At 63.3% G+C, this 22,190-nt stretch carries 22 protein-coding genes and 1 pseudogene; 13 read left to right on the top strand and 10 right to left on the bottom strand.

Annotated features, from left to right (window positions below; all coding sequences use genetic code 11):
- Positions 1–245 precede the first annotated feature (245 nt).
- From AB4Y77_RS15450 to AB4Y77_RS15420, 7 genes are all read left to right on the top strand, one after another.
- Complete coding sequence (locus AB4Y77_RS15450) at positions 246–1,265, top strand: VOC family protein (protein ID WP_311212114.1); 1,020 nt, start codon at positions 246–248, stop codon at positions 1,263–1,265.
- Positions 1,266–1,270: 5 nt separating this feature from the next.
- On the top strand, positions 1,271–2,212 hold the full coding sequence (locus tag AB4Y77_RS15445) for a fumarylacetoacetate hydrolase family protein (protein ID WP_311212115.1): 942 nt from the start codon (positions 1,271–1,273) through the stop codon (positions 2,210–2,212).
- Complete coding sequence (locus tag AB4Y77_RS15440; RefSeq protein ID WP_442014533.1) at positions 2,209–3,216, top strand: cyclase family protein; 1,008 nt, start codon at positions 2,209–2,211, stop codon at positions 3,214–3,216. Before AB4Y77_RS15445 ends, AB4Y77_RS15440 begins: the two co-directional genes overlap by 4 nt.
- A 65-nt stretch (positions 3,217–3,281) precedes the next feature.
- Positions 3,282–4,406 (top strand): FAD-dependent monooxygenase, encoded by a 1,125-nt coding sequence (locus tag AB4Y77_RS15435; protein ID WP_442014532.1) that lies wholly within the window; start codon positions 3,282–3,284, stop codon positions 4,404–4,406.
- Entirely contained in the window at positions 4,403–5,488 is a 1,086-nt protein-coding gene (locus AB4Y77_RS15430; protein ID WP_442014531.1) for an amidohydrolase family protein, read from the top strand. The genes AB4Y77_RS15435 and AB4Y77_RS15430 overlap by 4 nt, the downstream gene beginning before the upstream one ends.
- A gap of 10 nt (positions 5,489–5,498) precedes the next feature.
- On the top strand, positions 5,499–6,512 hold the full coding sequence (locus AB4Y77_RS15425; RefSeq protein WP_442014530.1) for a fumarylacetoacetate hydrolase family protein: 1,014 nt from the start codon (positions 5,499–5,501) through the stop codon (positions 6,510–6,512).
- 18 nt (positions 6,513–6,530) lie between these two features.
- On the top strand, positions 6,531–6,791 hold the full coding sequence (locus AB4Y77_RS15420) for a hypothetical protein (RefSeq protein WP_311212120.1): 261 nt from the start codon (positions 6,531–6,533) through the stop codon (positions 6,789–6,791).
- 1 nt (position 6,792) lies between these two features.
- On the opposite strand, the gene AB4Y77_RS15415 is transcribed toward AB4Y77_RS15420, so the two are convergent.
- Together AB4Y77_RS15415 and AB4Y77_RS15410 are read right to left on the bottom strand one after the other, a co-directional pair.
- Positions 6,793–7,149 (bottom strand): TraR/DksA family transcriptional regulator, encoded by a 357-nt coding sequence (locus AB4Y77_RS15415; protein WP_442014529.1) that lies wholly within the window; start codon positions 7,147–7,149, stop codon positions 6,793–6,795.
- 6 nt (positions 7,150–7,155) lie between these two features.
- Positions 7,156–7,638: a pyridoxamine 5'-phosphate oxidase family protein gene (locus AB4Y77_RS15410; RefSeq protein WP_311212122.1), complete on the bottom strand. Its 483-nt coding sequence runs from the start codon at positions 7,636–7,638 to the stop codon at positions 7,156–7,158.
- A 232-nt stretch (positions 7,639–7,870) separates the two neighbouring features.
- On the opposite strand from AB4Y77_RS15410, the gene AB4Y77_RS15405 reads away from it, so the two are divergent.
- The gene (locus tag AB4Y77_RS15405) at positions 7,871–8,299 is read left to right on the top strand and encodes a hypothetical protein (protein ID WP_442014528.1); all 429 of its coding nucleotides are present in this window, start codon (positions 7,871–7,873) and stop codon (positions 8,297–8,299) included.
- Positions 8,300–8,331: 32 nt separating this feature from the next.
- Here AB4Y77_RS15405 and AB4Y77_RS15400 read toward each other — a convergent pair whose 3' ends face one another.
- The 6 genes and pseudogenes from AB4Y77_RS15400 to AB4Y77_RS15375 form a co-directional block, all read right to left on the bottom strand.
- Positions 8,332–8,976, bottom strand: a complete 645-nt coding sequence (locus AB4Y77_RS15400; RefSeq protein ID WP_442014527.1) for an MBL fold metallo-hydrolase — start codon at positions 8,974–8,976, stop codon at positions 8,332–8,334.
- A pseudogene (locus AB4Y77_RS15395) lies at positions 8,973–9,609 on the bottom strand (dihydrofolate reductase family protein). Before AB4Y77_RS15395 ends, AB4Y77_RS15400 begins: the two are co-directional and overlap by 4 nt.
- Positions 9,610–9,680: 71 nt before the next feature.
- Complete coding sequence (locus AB4Y77_RS15390; RefSeq protein ID WP_442014526.1) at positions 9,681–10,076, bottom strand: hypothetical protein; 396 nt, start codon at positions 10,074–10,076, stop codon at positions 9,681–9,683.
- Between the two features lie 54 nt (positions 10,077–10,130).
- Positions 10,131–12,281 carry an iron ABC transporter permease gene (locus AB4Y77_RS15385; protein WP_442014525.1) on the bottom strand — a complete coding sequence of 717 codons (2,151 nt, stop codon included), beginning with the start codon at positions 12,279–12,281 and terminating at the stop codon, positions 10,131–10,133.
- A 9-nt stretch (positions 12,282–12,290) separates the two neighbouring features.
- Positions 12,291–13,271, bottom strand: coding sequence for an ABC transporter substrate-binding protein (locus AB4Y77_RS15380; protein WP_442014524.1), 981 nt, complete (start codon positions 13,269–13,271; stop codon positions 12,291–12,293).
- A 45-nt stretch (positions 13,272–13,316) separates the two neighbouring features.
- Entirely contained in the window at positions 13,317–14,141 is an 825-nt protein-coding gene (locus tag AB4Y77_RS15375) for an ABC transporter ATP-binding protein (protein ID WP_442014523.1), read from the bottom strand.
- 103 nt (positions 14,142–14,244) lie between these two features.
- Between AB4Y77_RS15375 and arfB the strand changes: the two genes are divergently transcribed.
- Positions 14,245–14,664 carry an alternative ribosome rescue aminoacyl-tRNA hydrolase ArfB gene (arfB, locus tag AB4Y77_RS15370; RefSeq protein WP_311212130.1) on the top strand — a complete coding sequence of 140 codons (420 nt, stop codon included), beginning with the start codon at positions 14,245–14,247 and terminating at the stop codon, positions 14,662–14,664.
- A gap of 28 nt (positions 14,665–14,692) precedes the next feature.
- Here the strand turns inward: arfB and AB4Y77_RS15365 are convergent, their stop codons facing one another.
- Together AB4Y77_RS15365 and AB4Y77_RS15360 are read right to left on the bottom strand one after the other, a co-directional pair.
- Positions 14,693–15,094 (bottom strand): nuclear transport factor 2 family protein, encoded by a 402-nt coding sequence (locus AB4Y77_RS15365; protein WP_311212131.1) that lies wholly within the window; start codon positions 15,092–15,094, stop codon positions 14,693–14,695.
- A 54-nt stretch (positions 15,095–15,148) separates the two neighbouring features.
- The gene (locus tag AB4Y77_RS15360; RefSeq protein ID WP_311212132.1) at positions 15,149–15,775 is read right to left on the bottom strand and encodes a TetR/AcrR family transcriptional regulator; all 627 of its coding nucleotides are present in this window, start codon (positions 15,773–15,775) and stop codon (positions 15,149–15,151) included.
- A 189-nt stretch (positions 15,776–15,964) separates the two neighbouring features.
- Here AB4Y77_RS15360 and AB4Y77_RS15355 point away from each other — a divergent pair, with 189 nt between their 5' ends.
- The 4 genes from AB4Y77_RS15355 (at position 15,965) to AB4Y77_RS15340 (ending at position 22,106) form a co-directional block, all read left to right on the top strand.
- Complete coding sequence (locus tag AB4Y77_RS15355) at positions 15,965–17,293, top strand: MFS transporter (RefSeq protein WP_311212133.1); 1,329 nt, start codon at positions 15,965–15,967, stop codon at positions 17,291–17,293.
- 44 nt (positions 17,294–17,337) lie between these two features.
- The gene (locus AB4Y77_RS15350; protein ID WP_311212134.1) at positions 17,338–18,627 is read left to right on the top strand and encodes a glycoside hydrolase family 1 protein; all 1,290 of its coding nucleotides are present in this window, start codon (positions 17,338–17,340) and stop codon (positions 18,625–18,627) included.
- Positions 18,628–18,675: 48 nt separating this feature from the next.
- Positions 18,676–20,955 carry a family 78 glycoside hydrolase catalytic domain gene (locus AB4Y77_RS15345; RefSeq protein WP_442014522.1) on the top strand — a complete coding sequence of 760 codons (2,280 nt, stop codon included), beginning with the start codon at positions 18,676–18,678 and terminating at the stop codon, positions 20,953–20,955.
- A gap of 83 nt (positions 20,956–21,038) precedes the next feature.
- Entirely contained in the window at positions 21,039–22,106 is a 1,068-nt protein-coding gene (locus AB4Y77_RS15340) for a quercetin 2,3-dioxygenase (RefSeq protein ID WP_442014521.1), read from the top strand.
- Positions 22,107–22,190 lie beyond the last annotated feature (84 nt).

The following is a 22,190-nucleotide window of genomic DNA, read 5'->3' as shown; positions in this document are numbered from 1 at the left end:
TCCCTGGTATCGGCAGGGTCGCCGAGGGGATGCCCCCCGCTGTGACAAGGCTCACTTCATCGGGGAATAGCTGTTTGGGTATAGCTGGTATTCATGCGGCTGATAGATATGCCCGCTCCAACTATTTGTTTGACGGATAGCTCCTATCAGATACTTGCCCTTCTCCGGATAGGTGATGTGGCTCATGGTGGTTACAGGACCTGCAGAGAACTGTCCGAGCCATCAGTACATAGAAGGAATTCATCGTGGAAACTCCCCTCTCCCATCTTGCCCACCTCGAGATCACCACTCCGGACGTCGAAGCCTCGGCCCGTTTCTACGAGGAAAAGTTCGGCATGCGGATCATCGACCGCGTGGATGGCAACGTCTACCTTCGCTGCTGGGGCGATTACTACCGCTACAGCCTGGTCATCACCGAAGGACCCGAAGCATCGTTGGGCCGGATGGCCTGGCGCACCAACTCCCAGGCCGCACTCGAAGCCGCCGCAGCCCGTGTTGAAACAACCGGTGTGCAGGGCACGTGGACTGCTGGCGGACACGGTTTTGGCAAGGCTTATGAGTTCACCGGTCCCTACGGCCACCACATGCGCCTGTTCTATGACGTGGAGAAGTTCGTTGCCGAGCCCGGCTTCGAATCCACCTACCCCGACCGCCCTGAGCGTCGCAGCAGCCACGCAGCCGCTCCCCGATTCCTGGACCACGTCACGGTCGCCTCCTCCGACGTCCGGGGATTCGCCCAGTGGTACAACGAAGCCCTCGGCTTCCGTGTCATGGCCTTCGTCGATCTGGATGAAGCACCCATCACGGTCTTCTCCGTACTGACCACCAACGAGAAGTCCCACGACCTCGGCGTCGTCCTCGACACTTCCCAGCGCGCCGGCCGTGTCAACCACATCGCCTTCTGGGTGGACGCCACCGAAGACCTGCTCCGCACCGCCGACGTGATGATGGAAAACGGCACCCCCATGGAATACGGACCGTCCATCCATGGCGTGGGCGAGCAGAACTTCCTGTACTTCCGCGATCCGTCAGGCCTGCGGGTGGAGCTGAACTCCGGCGGCTACCGCAACTACGTCCCGGACTGGGATGCCAATACGTGGAAGCCGTCCGAAGGTTCCAATAACTTCTACAAGAACGGTGCCATGCCGCATTCCATGACCGAATCCTTCCCACCGGCTGAGGGTTTCACTGCAACGGAGGAAGGGGCTTCCGCCGAAATGAAGGAAGCCCTCCTGAACCCCTACGCAAAGCAGGGTCGGGGCTAGAGAACATGGCACACGCAACGTACTCCCTGATCCGCTTCCAGGAGCCCGGCGACACCAAGGCCAAGGCAGGCTTGCTGGTAGGCGAAAGGGTTCTCCCCCTGGACGAGGACGTCAACTCCCTCATCCTGCACTGGGAAACCACCGAAACCGAGCTGGACGATCTCGCGGCCACGGCCGGCGAGGACGCGGGCCTGGCCCTGTCCGCCGTCGAGGTCCTTGCCCCGGTTGAACCCGCTCAGGTGCTGCAAACCGGCGCCAACTACCGCAAGCACGTGATCGATCTTGCTGTGGCGCACCGCGAAGCGGGCCAGGATGCGGAAGAGGTGCGGGCCAAGACTGCTGCCATGATGGACCAGCGCGCAGGTCAGGGCACACCGTACTTCTTCATCGGACTTCCCACGGCCATCGCTTCAGCCACGGACGACCTCACCCTGCCGGCCTACAGCAAGTCCCACGACTGGGAACTGGAGCTCGCGGCCGTGATCGGTAAAGAAGCCTTCCGTGTGAGCCCCGAAGAGGCCCTTGACTATGTTTTTGGGTACACAATGGTCAACGACATCACCACCCGCGAGTACGTGTTCCGCAAGGACATGCCCGCGATTGGATCGGACTGGTATCGGGCCAAGAACGCCCCTGGCTTCCTGCCGACGGGGCCCCTCCTGGTGCCGGCCAAGTTCTTCGGTGATCCGCAGGACGTCCAGGTCACACTGAAGCTCAACGGCAAGGCCATGCAGGACGAGTCCACACAGGACATGATCTTCGGGGTTGCCAAGCTGGTGAGCGAAGCTTCCCAGACAATGCCGCTGAAGCCAGGCGACCTCGTGTTGACCGGCAGCCCTGCCGGTAATGGCCAGCACTGGGGCCGGCTCCTGCAGGACGGCGACGTCATGGAAGGCACCATCACCGGCCTCGGCACCCAGCTCATCCACTGCAAGGACGAACAGTGACCACCGATGCCGTTAACGTTGCCCTGATCCAGCGGAATGACCCGCTGGCCAGCATCGTGGCCGCCGCCAAGCAGTACAACAACTGGGGCCGCTGGGGCGAAGACGACGTGCTCGGCACCTTGAATTTCATTGATGCGGGTAAGCGGGTGGAGGCCGCATCGCTGGTAACCACCGGCGAAGCGTTCTCCCTGTCGCAGCCCTTCGACACCAACGGCCCGCAAAAGGGGTGGCGTCGCCGGACAAATCCCGTGCACACCATGACGGATACCGGCGTGGACGCCGAGCGGGGGAACCAAGGGTTCCCCCACGGCTTCGGGGGCGCCGATGACGTGATCGCCATGCCGTTGCAGTGTTCCACCCAGTGGGACGGGCTGGGCCATATCTTTGATCGTGGCAAAGCCTGGAACGGCCGCGCAGCCGGGGATGTAGTCACCTCCGAGGGCGACCTCGTCACCGGAATCGAAACCGCCGCAGCCAAGATCGTCACCCGCGGCGTGCTGCTGGACGTCGGCCGCGCACTCGGCCCGGACCTGGGACGCACCGATGGCGAACTGCCCGACGGTTTCGCGATTACCCCGGAACACCTGGAACGCACCATCGAACGTCAAGGCCCCTCCTCCGCTGTTCGCCGTGGCGACATCGTGGTGATCCGCACAGGCCAGTACACCCGGGTCCGCCGCGACGGGTGGGGCGACTACGCAGGAGGGTCCGCTCCCGGCATGTCATTCAGCACCGCCGAATGGCTGCACACCTCGGAAATCGCCGGAATCGCCACAGATACCTGGGGCTTCGAAGTGAGGCCCAATGAGTTTGAGGGCGCGTTCCAGCCCTTGCACCAGATCGCCATTCCCAACCTTGGTTTGTTCCTGGGGGAAATGTGGGACCCTGACGCACTGGCTCAGGCGTGCGCCGCCGATGGCAGGTATGACTTCATGCTCACTGCGGCCCCACTCCCCATCACCGGGGCTGTGGGGTCGCCGGTCAATCCCATCGCGGTCCGCTGACACCCCGTCCGCCACCACACGCAGCACAATAGGCAGTAACGCCGTCGACACAAAGGAGTCTTCAGATGGCAGCAGTACAGAGGGTCGGAATCGTTGGAGCGGGAGCCGCGGGGCTTACTGCCGCCATCCTCTTGGCCGACGCAGGCATCGAGGTGGAGGTCCTTGAGAAGGCCGCGGAGCCGCAAACCCTGGGTTCCGGGATCACGCTTCAAGGCAACGCCCTGCGAATCCTCCGTGACCTGGGTGTTTGGGATCGGGTGCAGGCGCAAGGGTACGCCTTCAGCACCCTTGGCCTGCGGGCCCCGGACCCCGCCGGCACAGTCATCGCAGTCCTGGAGGACATCCGGACCGGCGGCGACGATCTTCCGGCAACGCTCGGAATGTACCGGCCGGAGCTTACTGCCATCCTCCGCGACCGCGCCCAACAGGCCGGCGCCCGGATCAGCTATGGCAAAACAGTTACCGACATCGCTGACGACGGCGGCACCGTCACGGTCCGCACGGCCGATGGCTCCAGTGCCTCCTACGATCTCCTCATAGGCGCGGACGGGCTCCATTCCGCAGTCCGTAAAGCGATCGGCATCGACGTCGAGCCCAACCCCACCGGCATGGGCATTTGGCGGGCATTCGTCGAACGGCCCGACGACGTTGACCGGACCGACCTCACCTACGGCGGCCCCTGCTTCATTGCCGGCTATTGCCCCACCGGACCGGACAGCATTTACGCCTACCTCGTGGAGAAGGCGCAGGAACGCAGGCACGAAGACGGCCCCCGGGTCATGGCAGAACTTGCTGCAGCCTACGGTGGTCCGTGGAAGGAAATCCATACCAACCTGGACCACAGCGCGCGCATCAACTACACGTGGTTCACCTCGCATGTGGTGGAGGGCCCCTGGAATCGCGGCCGCACCGTCATCATCGGCGATGCCGCACACAGCTGCCCTCCTACGGTTGCCCAAGGGGCCGCCATGGCCCTGGAAGATGCCGCGGTGCTCGCGGAACTTCTGATCTCCGCTGACCACCTCACTGACACCCTGTGGAAAGAGTTCGAGGATCGACGCTTGGAGAGAGCCACAGCCGTGGTTAAGGCGTCCGTGCAGTTGGGCCAGTGGATGCTGGACGGCGTCCGGGACGCCGATGTGCCCGGACTCATGAATTCTCTGTCCACCATGTTGAAGGAACCCGCGTGAACACCCCTGCCCCAGACCATCAACCCGTCATCGATGTCCACGCCCATGTCCTCATTCCGGCCCTCCAGCAAGTAGTGGCGGCAGGTGACCCGGAGGGATTCGCGGCGCTCCAGGCCTTGGAAGTACTGAGGAACGGGCCCGAATCCATGGCCGCCTCGGGCGTCATGATCAAGGAGCGGTGGCAGCAGCTCACGGACCTGGACCGACGCTTGGCTGACATGGATGCCCAGGGCGTGGATGTTCAACTGGTCTCCCCGTCGCCTTCGCACTTCTATTACTTTGCCGGTGCGGAGCTCGCGCTGACATTGGCCAAGCAGGCGAACGAGGCAGTCCGGGAGCTCGTCGACAGGGCTCCAGACCGGTTGAACGGATTGGGGCTGGTGCCTTTGCAGCATCCCCACCTCATGGTCGAAGCGCTGGAGCACGCCGTCCAGGAGTGCGGCCTGCCGGGCGTGGAGATCGGTTCGTTCGCCGGCACGCCCGGCGATCCCGGCGATGGGGAGCGGACCACCGTGGAGCTGTCCGATCCCCGGTTGGAACCCTTCTGGAGCCGGGCGGAGGAACTGGGTGCCCTGGTTTTCCTGCATCCGTTCGGTTGTTCCCTGGACGAGCGTCTTGACCGGTTCTACCTGGCCAACACCGTTTCCCAGCCGGCTGAGAATGCTGTGGCCCTCTCCCACCTCATCTTCAGCGGGGTCCTGGACCGGTACCCGGACCTGCAGATCCTCGCCGCCCATGGTGGGGGCTACCTTCCCACCACGATCGGCCGTTCAGACCATGCCTGGAAAGTTCGCCCCGAGGCGCGGCGCTGCGCCGAACCGCCGTCGTCGTATCTTCAGCGGATCTTCTTCGATTCGCTGGTCCATAATCCCCGCGAACTGAGGGCCCTCATCGAAGCGGCCGGGCCCTCCCAGGTGATGCTCGGCTCTGACTACCCCTTTGACATGGGCGCGGACCACCCTGTTGATGAGGTTCATGCTGCCGGGCTCTCCGAAGCCGATTCCTCCCGGATTCTTGCCGGCAATGCCGCCCGGCTCGGTATCACCTCCGCGGCAGCCCTCACTGCCCGCCCCACCGCCTAAGGAAGAAACCATGGTCAAGATCGCCCGCTGGAACTACGACGGCGGTACTCGGGAAGGGTTCGTCGACGACGACAACTGCTTTGCCCTGTCCGAGGGACGCACCGTCCAACACCTGCTGGAAGCCGGGCTCGAGAAGACGCTGTCCATCGCCGCCGAAACCCGACGGACCGTGCGTCCTGTTGCCTTGCGGGACGTGCAGTTGCTGGCACCGCTGTTGCCGGGCACTATCAGGGATTTCGTTGCTTTCGAGGAACATGTTGAGGGGGTTCGCAAGAGCATCGATGGCGTGGCGGGCGTGGTGGCCGAATGGTACGAAGCACCGACGTTCTATTTCACGAATCCTCATACGGTGACCGGCACCGGCGCGGTGATCGGCATTCCTGCGGGGTGCAGCGAGCTGGACTTCGAGACTGAAGTCGCGGTCGTCGTCGGACACGTACCAGGCAGTGAGGGCAGGAACCTGTCCGGGTCGGACGCGCACCGCCACATCTTCGGCTACACGATTCTCAACGATTGGTCGGCGCGCGACCTGCAAAGGCGGGAGATGAAGGTCAGCCTTGGCCCCTGCAAGGGAAAGGACTTCGCCAACACCCTCGGCCCCTGGATCGTGACCGCCGATGAGTTCGAGCACCTGCACGACGACCAGGGATTCCTCCCCCTCACCATGGCGGTGGAGGTCAATGGCGACGTTATTGGCCAGGACCTCCTGTCCAACATGGGGTGGCCCTTCGCAGAGTTGGTGGCCTACGCCTCCCAGGACTCAGTGGTCCGCCCAGGCGATGTCCTGGGTTCAGGAACCTGTGGCAGCGGCTGCCTGGCCGAGCTATGGGGCCGGAACGGCGCCAAGACTCCCCCGCCCTTGAAGACCGGCGATTCCGTGCGCATGAAAGTGGGCGGTATCGGCTCGATTCTGAACACCGTCGGTGAACGGCGCGAAGCCGTCACCAGGGTTCCTGCCCGCTGCCGGCCAGGCACCAAGGACCTCAGCAGCCGAAAAATGGGGGAAACTGTCACTAACCACTAAAGAAAGCGCGGTCCACCTTTGATCTCCCTGCAGCAGGACCCTGAAGGCTTCGTTCGGATGAAGAGGCACTTCCCAGGCGGTGCCTCAGTATCCATACTCTTCACTGACGGAACCCAGGAAGTCTTTACCGGGCAAAGGCTCAACGACATCTACGACGAAGCGCTGGCCGCGTATCGCGCCGGCAACCACCTTGACGCCAAGGGATTCAACCGCGGCCCCCGGAAGAAGGTCCAGCAAACCATCGAGTTCATTCCCGTCTCGCCGGGCATGTCCGGGTAGCTCACCGTCGCCGGCCGGAGGCGTGTTCCACGCAGAAGGGCGTCCACGGCCGTGCCTCAAGCCTGTCCTCCGGAATGGCCGCTCCGCAGACCTGGCACGTTCCGTAGCTGCCTTGGGCAATGCGCCCCAAAGCAGCGTTGATCGCCTCCAGGCCGGCACGGCTTTGATCCAGGAGGGCTTCTGCCTGCGAGAGTTCGAACGCTATGGTGCTGCCCTCGGGATCATGTTCGTCGTCCACATTGGAGTCTTGACGTGCAAGGCTCACCGAGGTGATGTCGCTCCGCAGCGCCTTCACCAGCCCTAGTTTGAGGTCCCGCTCCTCCTCAAGGAGGACCCTGAACCGCTCTGCGTCCACCACGGAGGTTCAGAGTTCCACTGTTCCGCTCTCGCCCACACTGAACCGGGAGTTGGTGACCTTGGACTTAACCCACTGAAGCACCGTAGCGGCTGTTCCGCCCGGACTGGTCCAATACTCTGCCGAGTCCGAATCGACGTGGAGCAGGCATACCTCCGGAGTATCCGGCCCATCCGGATACCAGGCTTCCACCACCTGGTTCCACATGTCCCGGATCTTCTGGCGATCAGTGACCACTTCGGCGATACCAGCCACCGAAACCCACTCGGTGTTCTTGCCAAAGGAAACGTTGACCCTGGGATCCTGCCGCACATGCGCCACCTGCGAGGTGTCCAGTCCCGTAAAGAACCACATGTCGCCGTCGTCCTCGACGTCCTGAACGGCGAGCGGACGGCTGACCAGCGCGCCTTCTTGGTTGATGGTGGTCAGCATTCCGATCCTGGAGTCGTTGATGATGCCCGTGACCTTCTTGATGCCCTGCTCTTCAGTCATGCCTCGCCTCGCTCTTCTCCGTGCCGGGGACTTTCCCCAAACGGACAGCCTAATAGTAAGACTACTGATTTACTAGGAGGCCGAGGAATGTCGATAAAAGGCCAGGAATGCACGGCACTCCGCCTGCCGGGAATCATGGCGGCCTGTTGTCCGTTCTTCTTGATGATGACGGCCGACGGCGGTCAGGCATGCCTCCAAGGGGCAGCACACGACGGGAAGTTTGGGGACTGCCATGACGTTGGACGAAACACTTGGCCACTTGCGGGCCGCGCACCTCATGGTCCGCGATGCCCAGGAATGGGACGGTCTCACCACGGCACTGCGTTCAGCGTATGCTGCCGGCGACGAAGACCTCATCGAACAACTGAGACCGCCGTACCTCCAGTCATGGCGGACCGTGACGGGCAATGTCCTCAGGGACACGTTTGACTCCGCCGGCATTTCGGTTGCCGATCCCGCCCATCCTTGGGGAATTGCCACCTTAACCGCGAACGGATTCAGCGCAGAACCGGTGCTGTGCCTTGTTGATGAAGCGCACGCCGACGCCTCGGAAACTGCCCGGCCGGACACCGTCCGACTCCTTACCTTTTCCGAAGCACTGGACCACTACGCGGACTGCCTGGCGCCCTTCTTCGGCGATCGTGCCCAGCAACAACGGTGAAAATCCTGTCTCCCCACCGAATCCCTCGGCCGCTACGAAGCGGCTGAGGGCTCCTCCAGCAACGCAAGCAGCCGGGAAACCGCGTCCGGGAGTTCGGCACCGTGGGAAAACACCATCCTGTCCGGAGCCATATGGGCGATCTTCCAGAGCGAACGTTCGGCCTCCGCTGGATCAGCTGTGAAAGGCGCGGGTGGTCGCACCATGGTCCCGTCCATGACACCCACGGTGTCGCCCACGAACATCAGGCCCTTATCTTCCAGCAGCAAACTGATGTGGCCTTCGGTATGCCCGGGTGTCCGGATAACCCGCAACCCGCGGATCTGCTGACCCTCGGAGGCTCGCTGCATCAGTCCACCCGGGACCACGGCATCGGACTCGCCATCGCCGGCCCACACCGCAGCACCCGTCGTCCTGGACAGGACGTCCTCCAACCCGCCAACGTGATCCGGATGCGAATGCGTGAGCACAACGTCCGAGACGTCACCCCAGCCCGCGCCAACCCGGTCCAGCCCCCGTTCGATGTCGACCATACTGCCGGCCAGGCCCGCATCAATCAGCACAATCCCTTCAGCGACGGGAAGCACGAAGCAGCGTACGTCAAAGCTGAGCTTGTCCGGTCCTGCCATTCCCGCAGGCAGATGCACTTGCTGGACGATCGTTTCCAGCGGCCGGCTCATGGCTGTCGGCTTCCCGGCGGTCCGTCGATGATGCTGGGGATGTACTCCAGCAACTGGGAGCGCCCATCAAAGGTCCGGCTGTCCACCCATCTCAAGTGCGACGTCGGGGTAGCCATCGTAAATCCGTTCACGTCCGGTCTTTCCGGTAATGACGGGGAACACCACCAGCCGATACCTGTCCACCAAACCGGCCGTCAGCAATGAACGGCACAGGCTCAGACTGCCGAGGGTACTCAGCGTGCCCGTGCGCGTCCGCTTCATTTCCTTCACCGCTTCTACGGCATCGCCGGACACCAACTCCGAATTGGGCCAGGCCAAGGGCGCTTTGAGGGTGGAGGAGAAGATGACTTTGGGCATGGCCGCCAGACCTGACAAACTGGCGCCTTCCTCGTCGGAAAATCCGGATCCATCCCCCGACGCCTGCTCGGACATGCTGGACATCACCCGATAGGTGTTGGCGCCCATCAGCATGGTGAAGTCCTTCTTGCCTTCCTCCTCCAGCCACGCCAAGTACTCAGGGCCCTCAAGGCCCCACCAGCCTGGCCACCCCTCCGCGGAGGCGTAGCCGTCCAGGGAGATAATCAGGTCCACCATCAGGGTCGCCGATGACTCGCTTGCGGTTGACTGGCTCATGAGCTGCCTCCTCGGATTTACCGTGCGGGCCATGCTAGCCCCGGAGGGGAGAGCCATTCAAGGGTTCGGGGCTAAAGCACCAGGAGGGCAAATCCGCCAAGAGTACTCAAGATGCCGACTCCAGTGAGGATCCAACCGACAATCAGCACAGTGTGGTCGTGCCGCGGTGGTTCAAGTGCGCAGCGCGAAGGGTGGCAGACGTCGTAATGGACCACCACCGCCTGGGGCTCATGGCCTCCGGCGCCGGCAGGGACATCCAGCAGAACTTTTCGTTCCTCATCTGACTGGTCAACCCAGTGGAGGCCCATGAATCCCCCGGCGGAGAAGCGTTCACCGTCCGCGGTCACCCAAACGCATCGGCGCTTGGCGATGATCCAGGCACTGATCAACAAAGTCACGCCCGGGACAAACCCCACCCAGGTCATCATTTCCAGAATGGGGCCAAGAACGTCCACAGTACCGGCCATAGAGTCGATCCTATGTGCTGCGGGCCGGTGTCCGGGAGGTCATGAAGAAGGAGGTCAGACGTTGCGGTCCACCCGGGAGCGCCACAAAAGATAGACGAAGTATGGCGCTCCCACCAGAGCCGTCATGATGCCCGCCGGAATCTGCGCGGGAGCAATGACCGTCCTGCCAATCACGTCTGCGAACACCACCGTGCCGGCGCCAATGAGGGCGGCCACCGGAAGGACGCGGGAGTGCCGGGCCCCCACCAAGGTTCGGGCGGCGTGTGGCGCCACCAGGCCGACGAACGCGATCACGCCCACCGATGAAACAGCCCCCGCAGTCAAGAGCACCGCGATGGAGAGCAGGAGGAGGCGTGATCCGGAGAGCCCGATGCCCAGCACACGGGGAGAATCATCATCCACCGCAATGAGGTCCAGGTCCCGTCGCATTCCTGCCAGCACGGGAAGCGAGACCAGCAACGCAAGGAGCGGCGGCAGGACCGACGCGAAATTACGGCCATACGTGGAGCCGGACAACCACGTCAGCGCCTTCGTCTGGTTGGACGGGTCCGTACTCACCAAGAGGACTGTAATCATTGCGGCCAATCCCGCGGAGACACCGATGCCTATCAATACCAGGCGGTTCTGCTGCAGCCCGCCGCGGAAGGCGAGGCCAAAGACCAGCAATGCCGACAACGCCGCGCCCCCCAGCGCGGAGCCGGTGATGATCCAGGATCCTGCGGTGGGGACGGTGGTGATGACGATGATTGCCGCCAGCCCGCCACCGCCGGAGACGCCCAGGATTCCGGGCTCAGCCAAGGAGTTCCGGGAGACTGCCTGGATGAGCGCACCGGCAAGAGCCAGGGCAGCTCCTGCAAGAACCGCTGCCAGGACCCGGGGCATGCGCGTACCCAACACGGCACTGACACGGTTTCCGGACTGGCCCGTGAGCCAATTGACCAGATCACCGAGCAGGAGTTTCGCATCACCCAGCAGGGCTCCCGCCACCAGCAAGCCAGCGAGCACCACCAGAAGCCCGATCAATACCGTGAGGAAGAACCGGCGTGAACGCAGCCGCGCCAAGGCGTCGCCTGCAACACTCAACCCGGCATCGGACATCCGCATGGCCAGGACCACCAGGAAGACGGCGCCGAAGACCGTGGTGACTGCACCGGTGGGGACTTCGACGCCGGCTTGGGCACCGAAGAGGCCACGGACCAGCACGTCAGCCCCGATGACCACCACGGCACCGGCCAACCCGGAGATGGGCAGCAACGCCCGGTGCCGGCCAAGCCCGCGGAGCCGCGAGGCCAGCAGCCGAACAATGGCCGGGGCGCACAGACCCACGAACCCAATCGGCCCGGCGATGGTGACGGCCGCTGCGGACAGGACGACGGCAAGTACGACGGCGCCGACCCGGGCCAGGCGCGGATCCGCACCTGCCAGCCGGGAGGCGTCGTCGCCCAGGCCGAGTAGATCCATCCTGCGGGCGAGGAGGAACAAGCCTGCAATGGCCAGAAGAATGACCGGTGTGAACTGGATCAGTTCATCGGTGCGTGACTGGGCAAGGCTGCCCTGCCCCCAAGCGTAGAGTCCGGTGGTTTCCTGGCTGAACAACAGCAACAGCGCGCTGGTGGCCGAATGCAGGCCGAGGGCCAGGGCCGTGCCGGCCAACACCAAACGGATGGGACCGCCGTTGCCGTTGGCTCCCCCACCGGACAACGCCAGAACCAGCATCGCTGCAGCAAGTCCGCCGATGAAGGCAATACCACCGGACAGCAGCGCCGGCAGCGTCAGCCCGAAGGCGGCCACTGCCACGATGGCAAAGTGGGCGCCGGCGTTGACGGCCAGAGTGTCGGGGGAAGCAAGAACGTTGCGGGTGGCCGACTGCAATGCTGCACCGGCCACCCCCAACGAGACGCCGACCAACAGGCCGGCGAAAAGCCGCGGTACGCGCGAGGCGACCAACACTGCGGTTTCCTGGTCTGTTCCGCTTCCGGTGACCAGACCCAACAACTGCAACGGACCGACGTCGGCCGTTCCTTGCGTGAGGTGGATCGCTGAAAACAGAACCAGGACAACCATCCCGGCCGCAGCCACAAGGACCGGGCCGGAAAGACGCTGGACGCCTTTGCGTGCGCCGTGTCCGGTGGACGGTGCGGGGACGGGAGCACCCGCCACGGCCGTGGGTACGGTCATGGCGGGCCTCTTCACAGTGTCGGTCATGAGGTGGGATTACTTGGTGAGGGACGCGACGATCGCGTCGACATACTGGGTCATCGAGGCAGGGCCACCGAACATCCAGATGCCGTCGGAAAGGCGGTGCACTTTGCCGGAGGTTACGAACGGAAGTGACTTCCACACGGCGTTGTCGGTCAGCTGCTCGGTGAAGTCACCGTCAGCACTGTTGGTGATGTACACAAAGTGGTCGGCATTGACGGCGGTCAGGCCTTCGACGTCCGTGGAGCCCAAGCCGTAGGCGGGGTCGCCTTCAACAGTCCAGGGGTCGACGAGCCCGAGTTCGGTGTTGATGTCAGCCAGCAGGGATCCCTTGGTGTAGGGACGGATGGAAACCTTGCCGTCAGCAACCCAGCCATCGGCGAACGCCACGCGGGAACCGTTGAGGCCGGCCTTCTCAAGATCAGCTTTGCCCTTGGTGACAGCGGCATCGAACGCGGCGATGGCCTCCTCAGCCTTCTTCTCCGTGCCGGTTGCCTTGGCTACCAGCTTCAAGTTGTCTTCAGCCTGCGCAATTTGTCGGCTGCCATCGGCGGACTTCACCACAACAACGGGAGCCAACTCTTCGAGCTGCTTGATGACTGGTTCCGCCAGATCGGTGGTCGCAACGATCAGGTCAGGATCGAGGGACGCAATGGTGTCGAAGCTGGGCTCGTTGCGCGTTCCGATATCCGTGGGGGTGCTGTCCAGCTTGCCGGCGGTAACCCAGGCGCTGTAGCCCTTGACGTCTGCAACGCCTACGGGCATGACGCCGAGGGTGGTCAGGTTCTCCACCACGTTCCACTCGGTGCCCACCACGCGCTTGGCTGGGCCGTCCAGCTTGACTTCGGTGCCGCGGGCGTCAGTTACGGTGATGGGCTCGCCGGCCGCGGCGGTGCTGGACGCCTGGCTGGCGGGACCTTCGGTAGTGCCGCAGCCGGTGAGCAGGACTGCCAAGGCAGCGGTGGCGGCCAGGGCCTTGTGGATCTTCATGGACACGGGGGTCCCTTTCGTGTTGGGGTGCTTACGTTTGGTTGGAGGTCTTCAGCTGTCGTTGTGCCGGCCCACCGCGCGGGTGCGCAGCCGGCCGGTCAACGGATCAGTGTGGGTCACGATGGGGATTGAATAGACTTCGCTCAACAGCGCTGCGTCGAGGGCTTCGTGGGCTGGACCCGCTGCTGCAATCCTGCCCTCCGAGAGAACCACCACGTGGTCGGCCAGCGCGGCCGCTTCATCGAGGTCGTGCAGGACCACGCCGATCGCCACACCGTGGACGCGGGCGAGGTCGTACACCAGGTCAAAGATCTCCACTTTGTACCGGAGGTCCAGGTGGTTGGTTGGTTCATCCAGGAGCAACACCGACGTATCCTGGGCCAGGCAGCTTGCCAGCCACACCCGTTGCAGTTGTCCGCCGGAGAGTTCCTGGACACCACGATCGGCAAGTTCAGCGACGCCTGTCAGTTCCATGGCGCGGTGAACAGCGGAGGGTCCCTCGGGATCGGCAGCACGCCACCGTCCGCGGTACGGATGGCGACCGAACTCCACGACGTCACGAACGCTCAGTCCGTGCGGCACGGGCCGGCTCTGCGACAACAACGTTACGTGGCGGGCGAAGTCGCTGCGCTTCATCATCAGCGCATCCGATGCTTCTCCACCTCCAGGCCGGACCTTGATAGATCCTGAGGAGGCCTCATGCAGACGGGCGAGCGCACGGAGCAGCGTGGATTTGCCGCTGCCGTTCGGACCTACCAAAGCCACGATGCGGCCCGGCTCCAGGCGGAGTCCGGCACCGTGCACCACGTCCTTCTCCCCATAGCGGAGGACCAGGTCTGTGGCTTCAAGCCCGGAGAGCTCACTCAGTTCAATCACAAAACGAAAGATTAGCTTAGGCTTACCTAATTTCTAAAACCGTGTCAGAGGATGTCTCCCACACGCCGCCTCGGGACGGCTCGGGACGTGCAAGGCTTGAGACATGGACCTGGACATCTCCCCCACAGTGACTGTTCCCGCCTCGGAGCTGTCCTGGCGGTTTTCGCGGTCGTCGGGACCCGGTGGCCAGCACGTCAACACCACCGACAGCCGGGCCGAATTGATGTGGAACGTTGCCAAGACTGCGGCCCTGACGGATGGGCAGCTCCAGCTGCTGCTCAGGCGACTGGGGCCGAAGCTTGTTGACGGCGTCATCACAGTGACGGCCTCCGAGGAGCGGTCACAGCTGCGCAACCGCGAGATCGCCCTGGCCAAACTCGCTGACATCGTCAGGGCGGGCCTTGTTCCCGAAGTCATTCGCCGCCGCTCCAAACCCACCCGCGGCTCGGCCCGCCGGCACCGCGCGGCCAAGGAACTCAGGTCCGCCACCAAGCAGCAACGACGCCGGCCTCCAGCCGAGTAGTTCAGATTTCGGGCGACAATGAGCCTGACTAAGCCGTAGTGACCTCAACCCATTGCGCGCGCCACTCGGGAGCTTGGAAGGCTTCGCTCCAGTAGGCGGTTTCCTTGATAATCCTGCCGCCACGGAATTCGAAGATGAACACCGTCTGATACGCGGTTCCGCCATAGTCCAGCAGGGCCTCGGCCGTCACCAGGTTGCCGCCGCTCAGGAGGCGGCGCGGACTAATGGTGGGGAGTTGCGGGAAAGCACTGTAGATGGCCCTGCGGTTTTCCGCCCCGCGCACCACTTCCCCGGACTGGGGCCAATGCATCACGGCGTCGTCATGGAACAGCTCATCCATGACCTCGATATGCCGATCGTTGATGCAGTCGATCAGCCGCTTGACCACGTTCTCGTTGGTGCGCTGTTCATCCAGGATTTCGTCAGCCATGATCCGCATTGTCCTCCTGGGAGCCCTGTTGCACTACTGCTTGAGCGGCCCGGATCAGTTCTTCTTGATCAGGTCCATGAAGGCCTGGAGATGTTCGGCCATGTCTACTGATTCGTCGTAAAGCCAGCTAAGCTGGATGCCGTCCACCAATGCGGTGATGTGGCGGGCGAGGACCGACGGCGGGAAGCCGTCCCTCAGGCGTCCGGCGGCGAGTTCGCGTTCCAGCTCGGATTGAACTGAATCCACAAAATCCTGATTCCTCCGGAGGAGGAAATCGTGGGCCGGATGGTCCGGGCTGATGGCTTCGGCCCGGAGGGTGGCGTCTAGGTGGATGACGCCGCGGATTCCCGCGTTGTGGCGCATGACGGCAGGAACGGTTTCCAGCAGGCCCTTCTGGCTGATGAGCTCCCGGCGCCAGGGGCCCTCACGCTCTTCGCGGAGGACCAATACCGCCTCCAGCAGCGCTTCTTTGCTCCCGAAATGATGGAGGAGGGCGGTGTGGCTTGTGCCGACAGCCTCGGCTATCTGCCGGATGGACAAACCCAGGTACCCCTTTTCGGCGAAGACGACGAAGGCGGCCTCCACCAGTTCGGCGCGTTTCCTGGCGCCGTTGGCATAGGGGGCGCGCTTTCCTGTTCGGCCCGGTGCGCGGGCCGGTTGCTCGCGGGTTTCCTGGTTCATGTGACGACCTCCTTGGGATGAGGCTACCAAGTTTCTTTTCCACTTTGGTAAAGAAATCTGTTTGAAAGTATTCCAATATGGTCAAAGTTTGGTTAGCGTTGCTCGAAGACATCACGGGCCGCGTCCTCACCGGCCCGGATCACCGATCCCAAAGAGCCAACGGTGGCTCTGGTCCAAAGGAGGATTTTCATGGGTGACTCCACAGCGCAGACGCAGGTCCTGGCACCTGCCGGGCCAACAGCACCGGGCTCAACAGCCAACGCACCAGCCATCGCGCCGCCGTCGGGCAATGCACCGCAACAACCGCTGTCCAGCAAGAGGACCATGGCGCTGGTCCTGATCGCCGCCTTGGGCATGTACATCATGAGCCTCACGCTGGGCACGGCACTCTCGCTGCGCCTTGCCGTAGTTGATCCGGCGTCCAAGGAGACCAGCTATGGCATGGCCGTGTCCATCAGTTCGTTGATTCTCCTGGTCACCATCCCGCTCACCGGCGCCCTGTCCGATCGCACCGCAGGCCGGTTCGGACGGCGGCGTCCTTGGATCATCGGCGGGTTGGTCCCTGCGCTGATTGCCGCGGCAGTCATAGGCACTGTCCCCTCCACGCCCGTCATCGTGGCGGCGTACGTCGTTGCACTGGTGTCGGCACAGGCCGCCTTCAACGCTTACGCCGTCATTCCCATCGAGGCACTGCCTGACAATAAGCGTGCTCGGGTCATGGGTGCAATGGGCATGGCAGGCGCACTGGCAATGTCCGCGGGGTCCTACCTCGCCGCGTGGCTGGTGGACGCACCGTTGCTCATGATGTGCGTTCCCGTCCTGCTGGCGCTCGTCTGCAGCATTCCGCTGTTGGTCCTGTACAGGGATCCAGCGAAGACGCGCGCTGAATTGCCGCCGCTGGACCTCAAGGGCCTGGCGAAATCTTTCCTGGTAGATCCACGAAAACACCCCAACTTCGCGTGGGCGTGGGTTTCCCGGTTCCTTGCCGGCATCGCCATGACGGCGTTGTTCGCCTACTTCATCTTCTTCCTGATGGACGGGCTCGGCATGTCCATTGCTGAGGCCGGAAAGAGTGCCGGCCTGCTCACTCTGATCTCGGCTCCAGTCAGCATCCTGTTCTTCACCGCTTCCGGTTGGCTCTCGGACAAGATTGGCAGGCGCAAGCCGTTTGTGATCGCTGCTGCTCTGCTCATGGCCACGGCCCTGGTGCTCGGTGCCACGGCAGGCTCCTTCGAGCAGTTCGTGGTTGCCTGGATTGTGTTCGCCATGGGCCAGGCAATGTACCTCACCGTGGATCTGGCGCTCTGCGCAGCTGTCCTCCCGGATGCCCGGGACACCGGCAAGGACATGGCCGTCTTCAGCCTGGCCCTCAGTATCCCCAACATCATCGTTCCCGCAGCCGCCCCCGCGATCCTCGCAATCGGCAGCGGACACAACTATGGCTTCCTTTGGTTTGCAGCAGCCGCGCTGTGTGCCATGGGCAGCATCACCGTCACCTTCATCAAGGGCGTCCGCTGAAAAGCGGGCCACCTTTCCTGCACACAGACCCCAAAGGAACACACATGACCTCCTCCCAGTCCTTCCCCGCCGGCTTCCTCTGGGGAGTCGCCACCGCGGCCCACCAGGTCGAAGGAAACAACGTCAACAGCGACACGTGGTTCCTGGAGCAACTCCCCGGCACGATCTTTGCTGAACCTTCCGGTGATGCGATTGACCACTACCACCGCTACCGCGACGACGTGGCGCTCATCGCCGGCCTTGGATTCACCACCTACCGCTTCTCCCTGGAATGGGCACGCATCGAACCGGAGGAAGGACAGTTCTCGACGGCGGCGCTCAACCACTACCGCCGCGTGCTGGAGGCCTGCCATGAGCACAACCTCACACCGGTAGTGACCTTCCACCACTTCACCTCACCGCTGTGGCTACTCGGGGCCGGGGGCTGGGAAGACCCGGCGACTCCGGAGCGCTTCGCTCGCTATTGCGAGCGGGTCATGGAGCACTTGGGCGATCTCATTGGCGTTGCATGCACCCTCAACGAACCCAACCTCCCGTGGTTGTTGAAGGAATTGGGGATCGGTGGCGGACCCGCCGAGAGCCGTGGACAGGTACCTGTCTGGGCGGCTGCCGCTGAACGCCTTGGCATTGAAGCAGCCCGCATCGCCCCCTTCCAGTTCACGGTCTCGGAGCCTGGCTTTGAGGTCAAGCTCGCCGCGCACCATGCAGCCACGGTCGCCATCAAGGCACGCCGTCCTGAGTTGATGGTGGGTTGGACATTGGCGAACACGGACATTCACGCAGCACCGGGCGGGGAAACCAACGCAGAGCGTATTCGCCGCGACGTCAACGAGCGCTTCCTGGAGGCCTCCCGCGGAGATGACTTTGTGGGTATCCAAACGTACGGACGCACCGTCTTTGGAGCCGACGGCCTTGTGCATGCCGAGGACGGAGTGCCCACCAACCAGATGGGCGAGGAAATCTATCCTGAGGGTTTGGAAGCGACCATCCGCGAGGCTGCCCGCATTGCACGGATCCCGGTGATCGTCACTGAAAATGGCCTGGCAACCGAGGACGACACCCAGCGCTTGGACTACCTGCGAACGGCGGTCGCCGGCGTCGCCTCCTGCCTGGCCGACGGCATCGACGTGCGGGGGTACATCGCATGGACCGCCTTTGACAACTTCGAGTGGATCTTTGGCTATGTCCCCAAGTTCGGGCTGATTGCTGTCGATCGGGCGACTCAGGAGCGTACTCCGAAGCCCAGCGCCACTTGGCTGGGTGGCGTGGCACAGGACAATGGCGCGTCCCTTGCCCTGGGCACGTCCGGGTCCCTCGAGAACCAGCCCGCCTAGGACCGCCAGCCCGTCCGCGCCAACCTACCCTGATACTGGAGACCAATGATGACTACCTGGCATGCCCGCATGATCGCTGCAGACAAAGAGTTCGACGGCGCACCACTGATGCGCGGCGAATTCCGGCTCGACGAAGGCCACGGCGGCGTTGAGTCCGCAACCCTGTTCCTCTCTGCCCTCGGAGTTGTTGAGGCATGGGTTAATGGCCGGCGTGTTTCCGATGATCTGCTGACACCTGGATGGTCCAGCTACGAGTGGCGGGTGCGGTACAGCGAGCTGGACGTCACCCAGCTGGTGGGTCAAACGACTGTCATCGGGTTGGCGCTGGGCAACGGCTGGTATCGGGGGCGGCTGGCGTGGTCCGGCGGGTCCAAATACTACGGGCAGGAAATCGGTGCCTTCGCCGAAGTCCGGATCCGATTTACCGATGGCCACGAGCAAGTCGTCGGGACCGACCCATCCTGGACCGCAGGTGAGTCGGCCACCACGGCGAACGACCTCTACGACGGCCAGTCCATCGATGCCCGAAAGTTCGACGACGCGTGGCTGGCGCCGGGCTTCAGCTCGGGGAAATGGTCGGCGGTGCATGTGCTCGACGACGACCTCAGCCGCCTCGAGCCCTACATTGGTCCGCCGGTCCGCCGCCAAAGGGAGCTGAACCCGGTCAAGATCTGGACGTCACCTGCCGGAAAGGTGTTGGTGGACTTCGGGCAGAACCTGGTGGGGTGGTTGCGGGCATCAGTTACAGGGTCCGCCGGCCAGGTGGTGACACTGCGCCATGCTGAGGTCCTCGAGAACAGTGAGTTGGGTACCCGGCCGCTGCGTTCGGCCGAAGCTACGGATCGCTTCACGCTCTCCGGCGGCGAGGACGTCTTTGAGCCAACGCTGACCTTCCATGGATTCCGCTACGCGGAGGTTGACGGTTGGCCCGGCGGCGCCGAAACCCTGGCCAGCGAAGGTGGCCTGACCGCGGTCGTTATCAGTTCGGACATGAAGCGGATCGGTCACTTTACGTCCTCTGACCCTCTCCTGAACCGTCTTCACGAGAACGCGGTGTGGGGCATGCGCGGCAATTTCGTGGATGTCCCGACGGACTGCCCGCAGCGTGATGAGCGCCTTGGCTGGACAGGAGACCTCTCGGCGTTCGCGCCGAGTGCCGCGTTCCTGTTCGACAGCAAGGACTTCCTCCGCGACTGGTTGCGGGACCTTGCATTGGAGCAGAAACACGACGCCGATCTGGTGCCGTTTGTTGTCCCCAATGTCCTGAAGTACATCGAACAGCCGGCCGAGTTCGGCGCCCCGGACACCGCTGCGGTGTGGAGCGATGCTGCGGTATGGGTTCCGTGGGCACTCTGGACCGCCTACGGAGACAAGCGCGTGCTGGAAGAGCAGTTCGAGTCGATGACCGGCCACGCCAGGCGGCTTCGCAGCAAACTCTCACCCAATGGCTTGTGGGACACCGGCTTCCAGTTCGGAGACTGGCTGGATCCCGACGCCTCCCCGGACCAACCGTGGGCCGCAAAAGCCGACAAGCATGTAGTGGCGACACTGTGCGCCTTCCGAACGGCGTCCTTGGTTGCCGCAACAGCGGAGGTCCTCGGAGATGAGGGGGCTGCCACCGAGTTCGGAGCCATGGCACAGGAACTGCGGGCGGCATTCACGGAGCACTACCTTTCCCATGGCGTCATCACCAGCGACTGCACCACTGTCTACGCCCTGGCCATCGTGTTCGACATCCTGGGTGAGGCAGACCGGGAAATCGCAGGGCGCCGGCTCGCGGAGTTGGTGGAAAAGTCCGGTTTCCGCATCTCCACCGGTTTCGCGGGAACACCGTTCGTCACCGACGCACTGACAGTCACAGGCCACCTCGACGAGGCATACCGTCTGCTGCTCCAAACCGAAAACCCCTCCTGGCTGTATTCGGTCACCATGGGCGCCACCACCATCTGGGAACGCTGGGACTCAATGCTGCCGGACGGCAGCATCAACCCCGGTGAGATGACCAGCTTCAACCACTACGCGCTAGGAGCGGTAGTGGACTGGATGCACCGGACCATAGGTGGGCTGGCGCCGCTGGAACCGGGATACCGGCGCATCCTCATGGCGCCACAGCCTGGCGGCGGGCTGCAGTGGGCTGAAACCAGCTTGGAAACGCCCTTGGGATTGGCCTCGGTCCGCTGGGAAGTGGTTGGCGGCCGACTGGAAATCTCCGCAACAGTTCCGGATGGCGGCGAAGCCGTCCTACGGCTTCCCGGCGGGGACGACCAGATCCTGGGGCCGGGACATCACAGGCGCACCGGTGCCCTGCCGGAACTCACCTTCCATTGAGTGAAAATCGCAAGCCACGACCTGCCATCAATGGGCAAAGCTTGAAACAGGTATTGATGCCGACGAAGGAAAGAAGGAACCACATGTCCCTCAGCGTCGAGGAAATGAACACAACACTCCCCCTGGCCAACACGTTGCCAGGCGAGGCCGTCCCCTACTACATGGCTTCCGGGGAAGGCGCACGGTACGAGATCAACGGCCAGCTGGTCACCGTGATTGCCCGCGCCGCGGACACAGGCGGCATTTTCAGCGCCGCGTACGTTTCGGGCGGCATGGGTGCTGAGTCTCCTTTTGTCAGCCATGCGGTTGAACATAAAACGCTGTATGTGTTCGACGGTATCCTGCACGTCTGGCTGCCCGGTGAAAGCCGCGTCCTGACACCAGGTGATTCCGTGGTCATTCCTCCGGGAACTCCGCACGCTTACCGCATGGCCAGCCACTACACGCGCTTCCTCAATTGGATGACTCCAGGCGGGGCGGAGGCCTATTACGAACGCGTTGGTACACCCATCGACTCCCACGTTCCGCCAGTGCGTGCCGGACACAAGTTGACCGTCCAGGAGCAGGCAGAAGTTGGCGCCGAATTCGGCATCACGTTCCCGGACGTCGAACGCGTCCAGCCGAGCCTCCAACAGAATGCCGGCCTGCCGTCGTCGCTGAGCCCGTACTTCCTCAGTGCGGGCGAAGGCGAACGGCTGGTCAGCTACCAGACCATGTTCTCCTACCTCTCACGCCCGCAGAACACAGGGGACAACTACTTCGCAGTGCACACCAAGGGTGCCAAGTCGCCGTACATTCCGCTGCACTTCCATTCCGAGCACACTGAGAATTTCCTGTGTACTGAAGGCAGGATGTTCCTGTACGCCAATGGCCGCGAGATGCTCCTGACCAAGGGCGATTTTGTGCACGCCCCAGCCGGCACCATCCACTCCTTCGCGTTCGACGCCCACAACACCCAGATGGTGGGTTTCCTCACGCCATCGGTCTTCAACGGCTTCTTTGAGTACTTCAACAAGCCCACAGAGGACTACATCTACACAGAGGGCGGCGAACCGTACATGGACATGGAAGGCTTCGGCCGGGCCCAGGCCGAGATGGACCTGACCGTGGTGGGACCTCCCCCGCAGCGGCGGGTTGCCCTGGACCTCTAGTCCAGCCCAACGAGTCCAGCCCAACGCAAGCACAACGCAAGCACATCGCAGGAGGCCCGGATCCTTTCCAAGGATCCGGGCGTC

The sequence above is a fragment of the Paenarthrobacter sp. YAF11_1 genome, assembly GCF_052113445.1.
GTDB lineage: Bacteria > Actinomycetota > Actinomycetes > Actinomycetales > Micrococcaceae > Arthrobacter.
The sequence above is the reverse complement of the archived record's forward strand: the minus strand, read 5'-3'. Positions and strand labels throughout refer to the sequence as shown.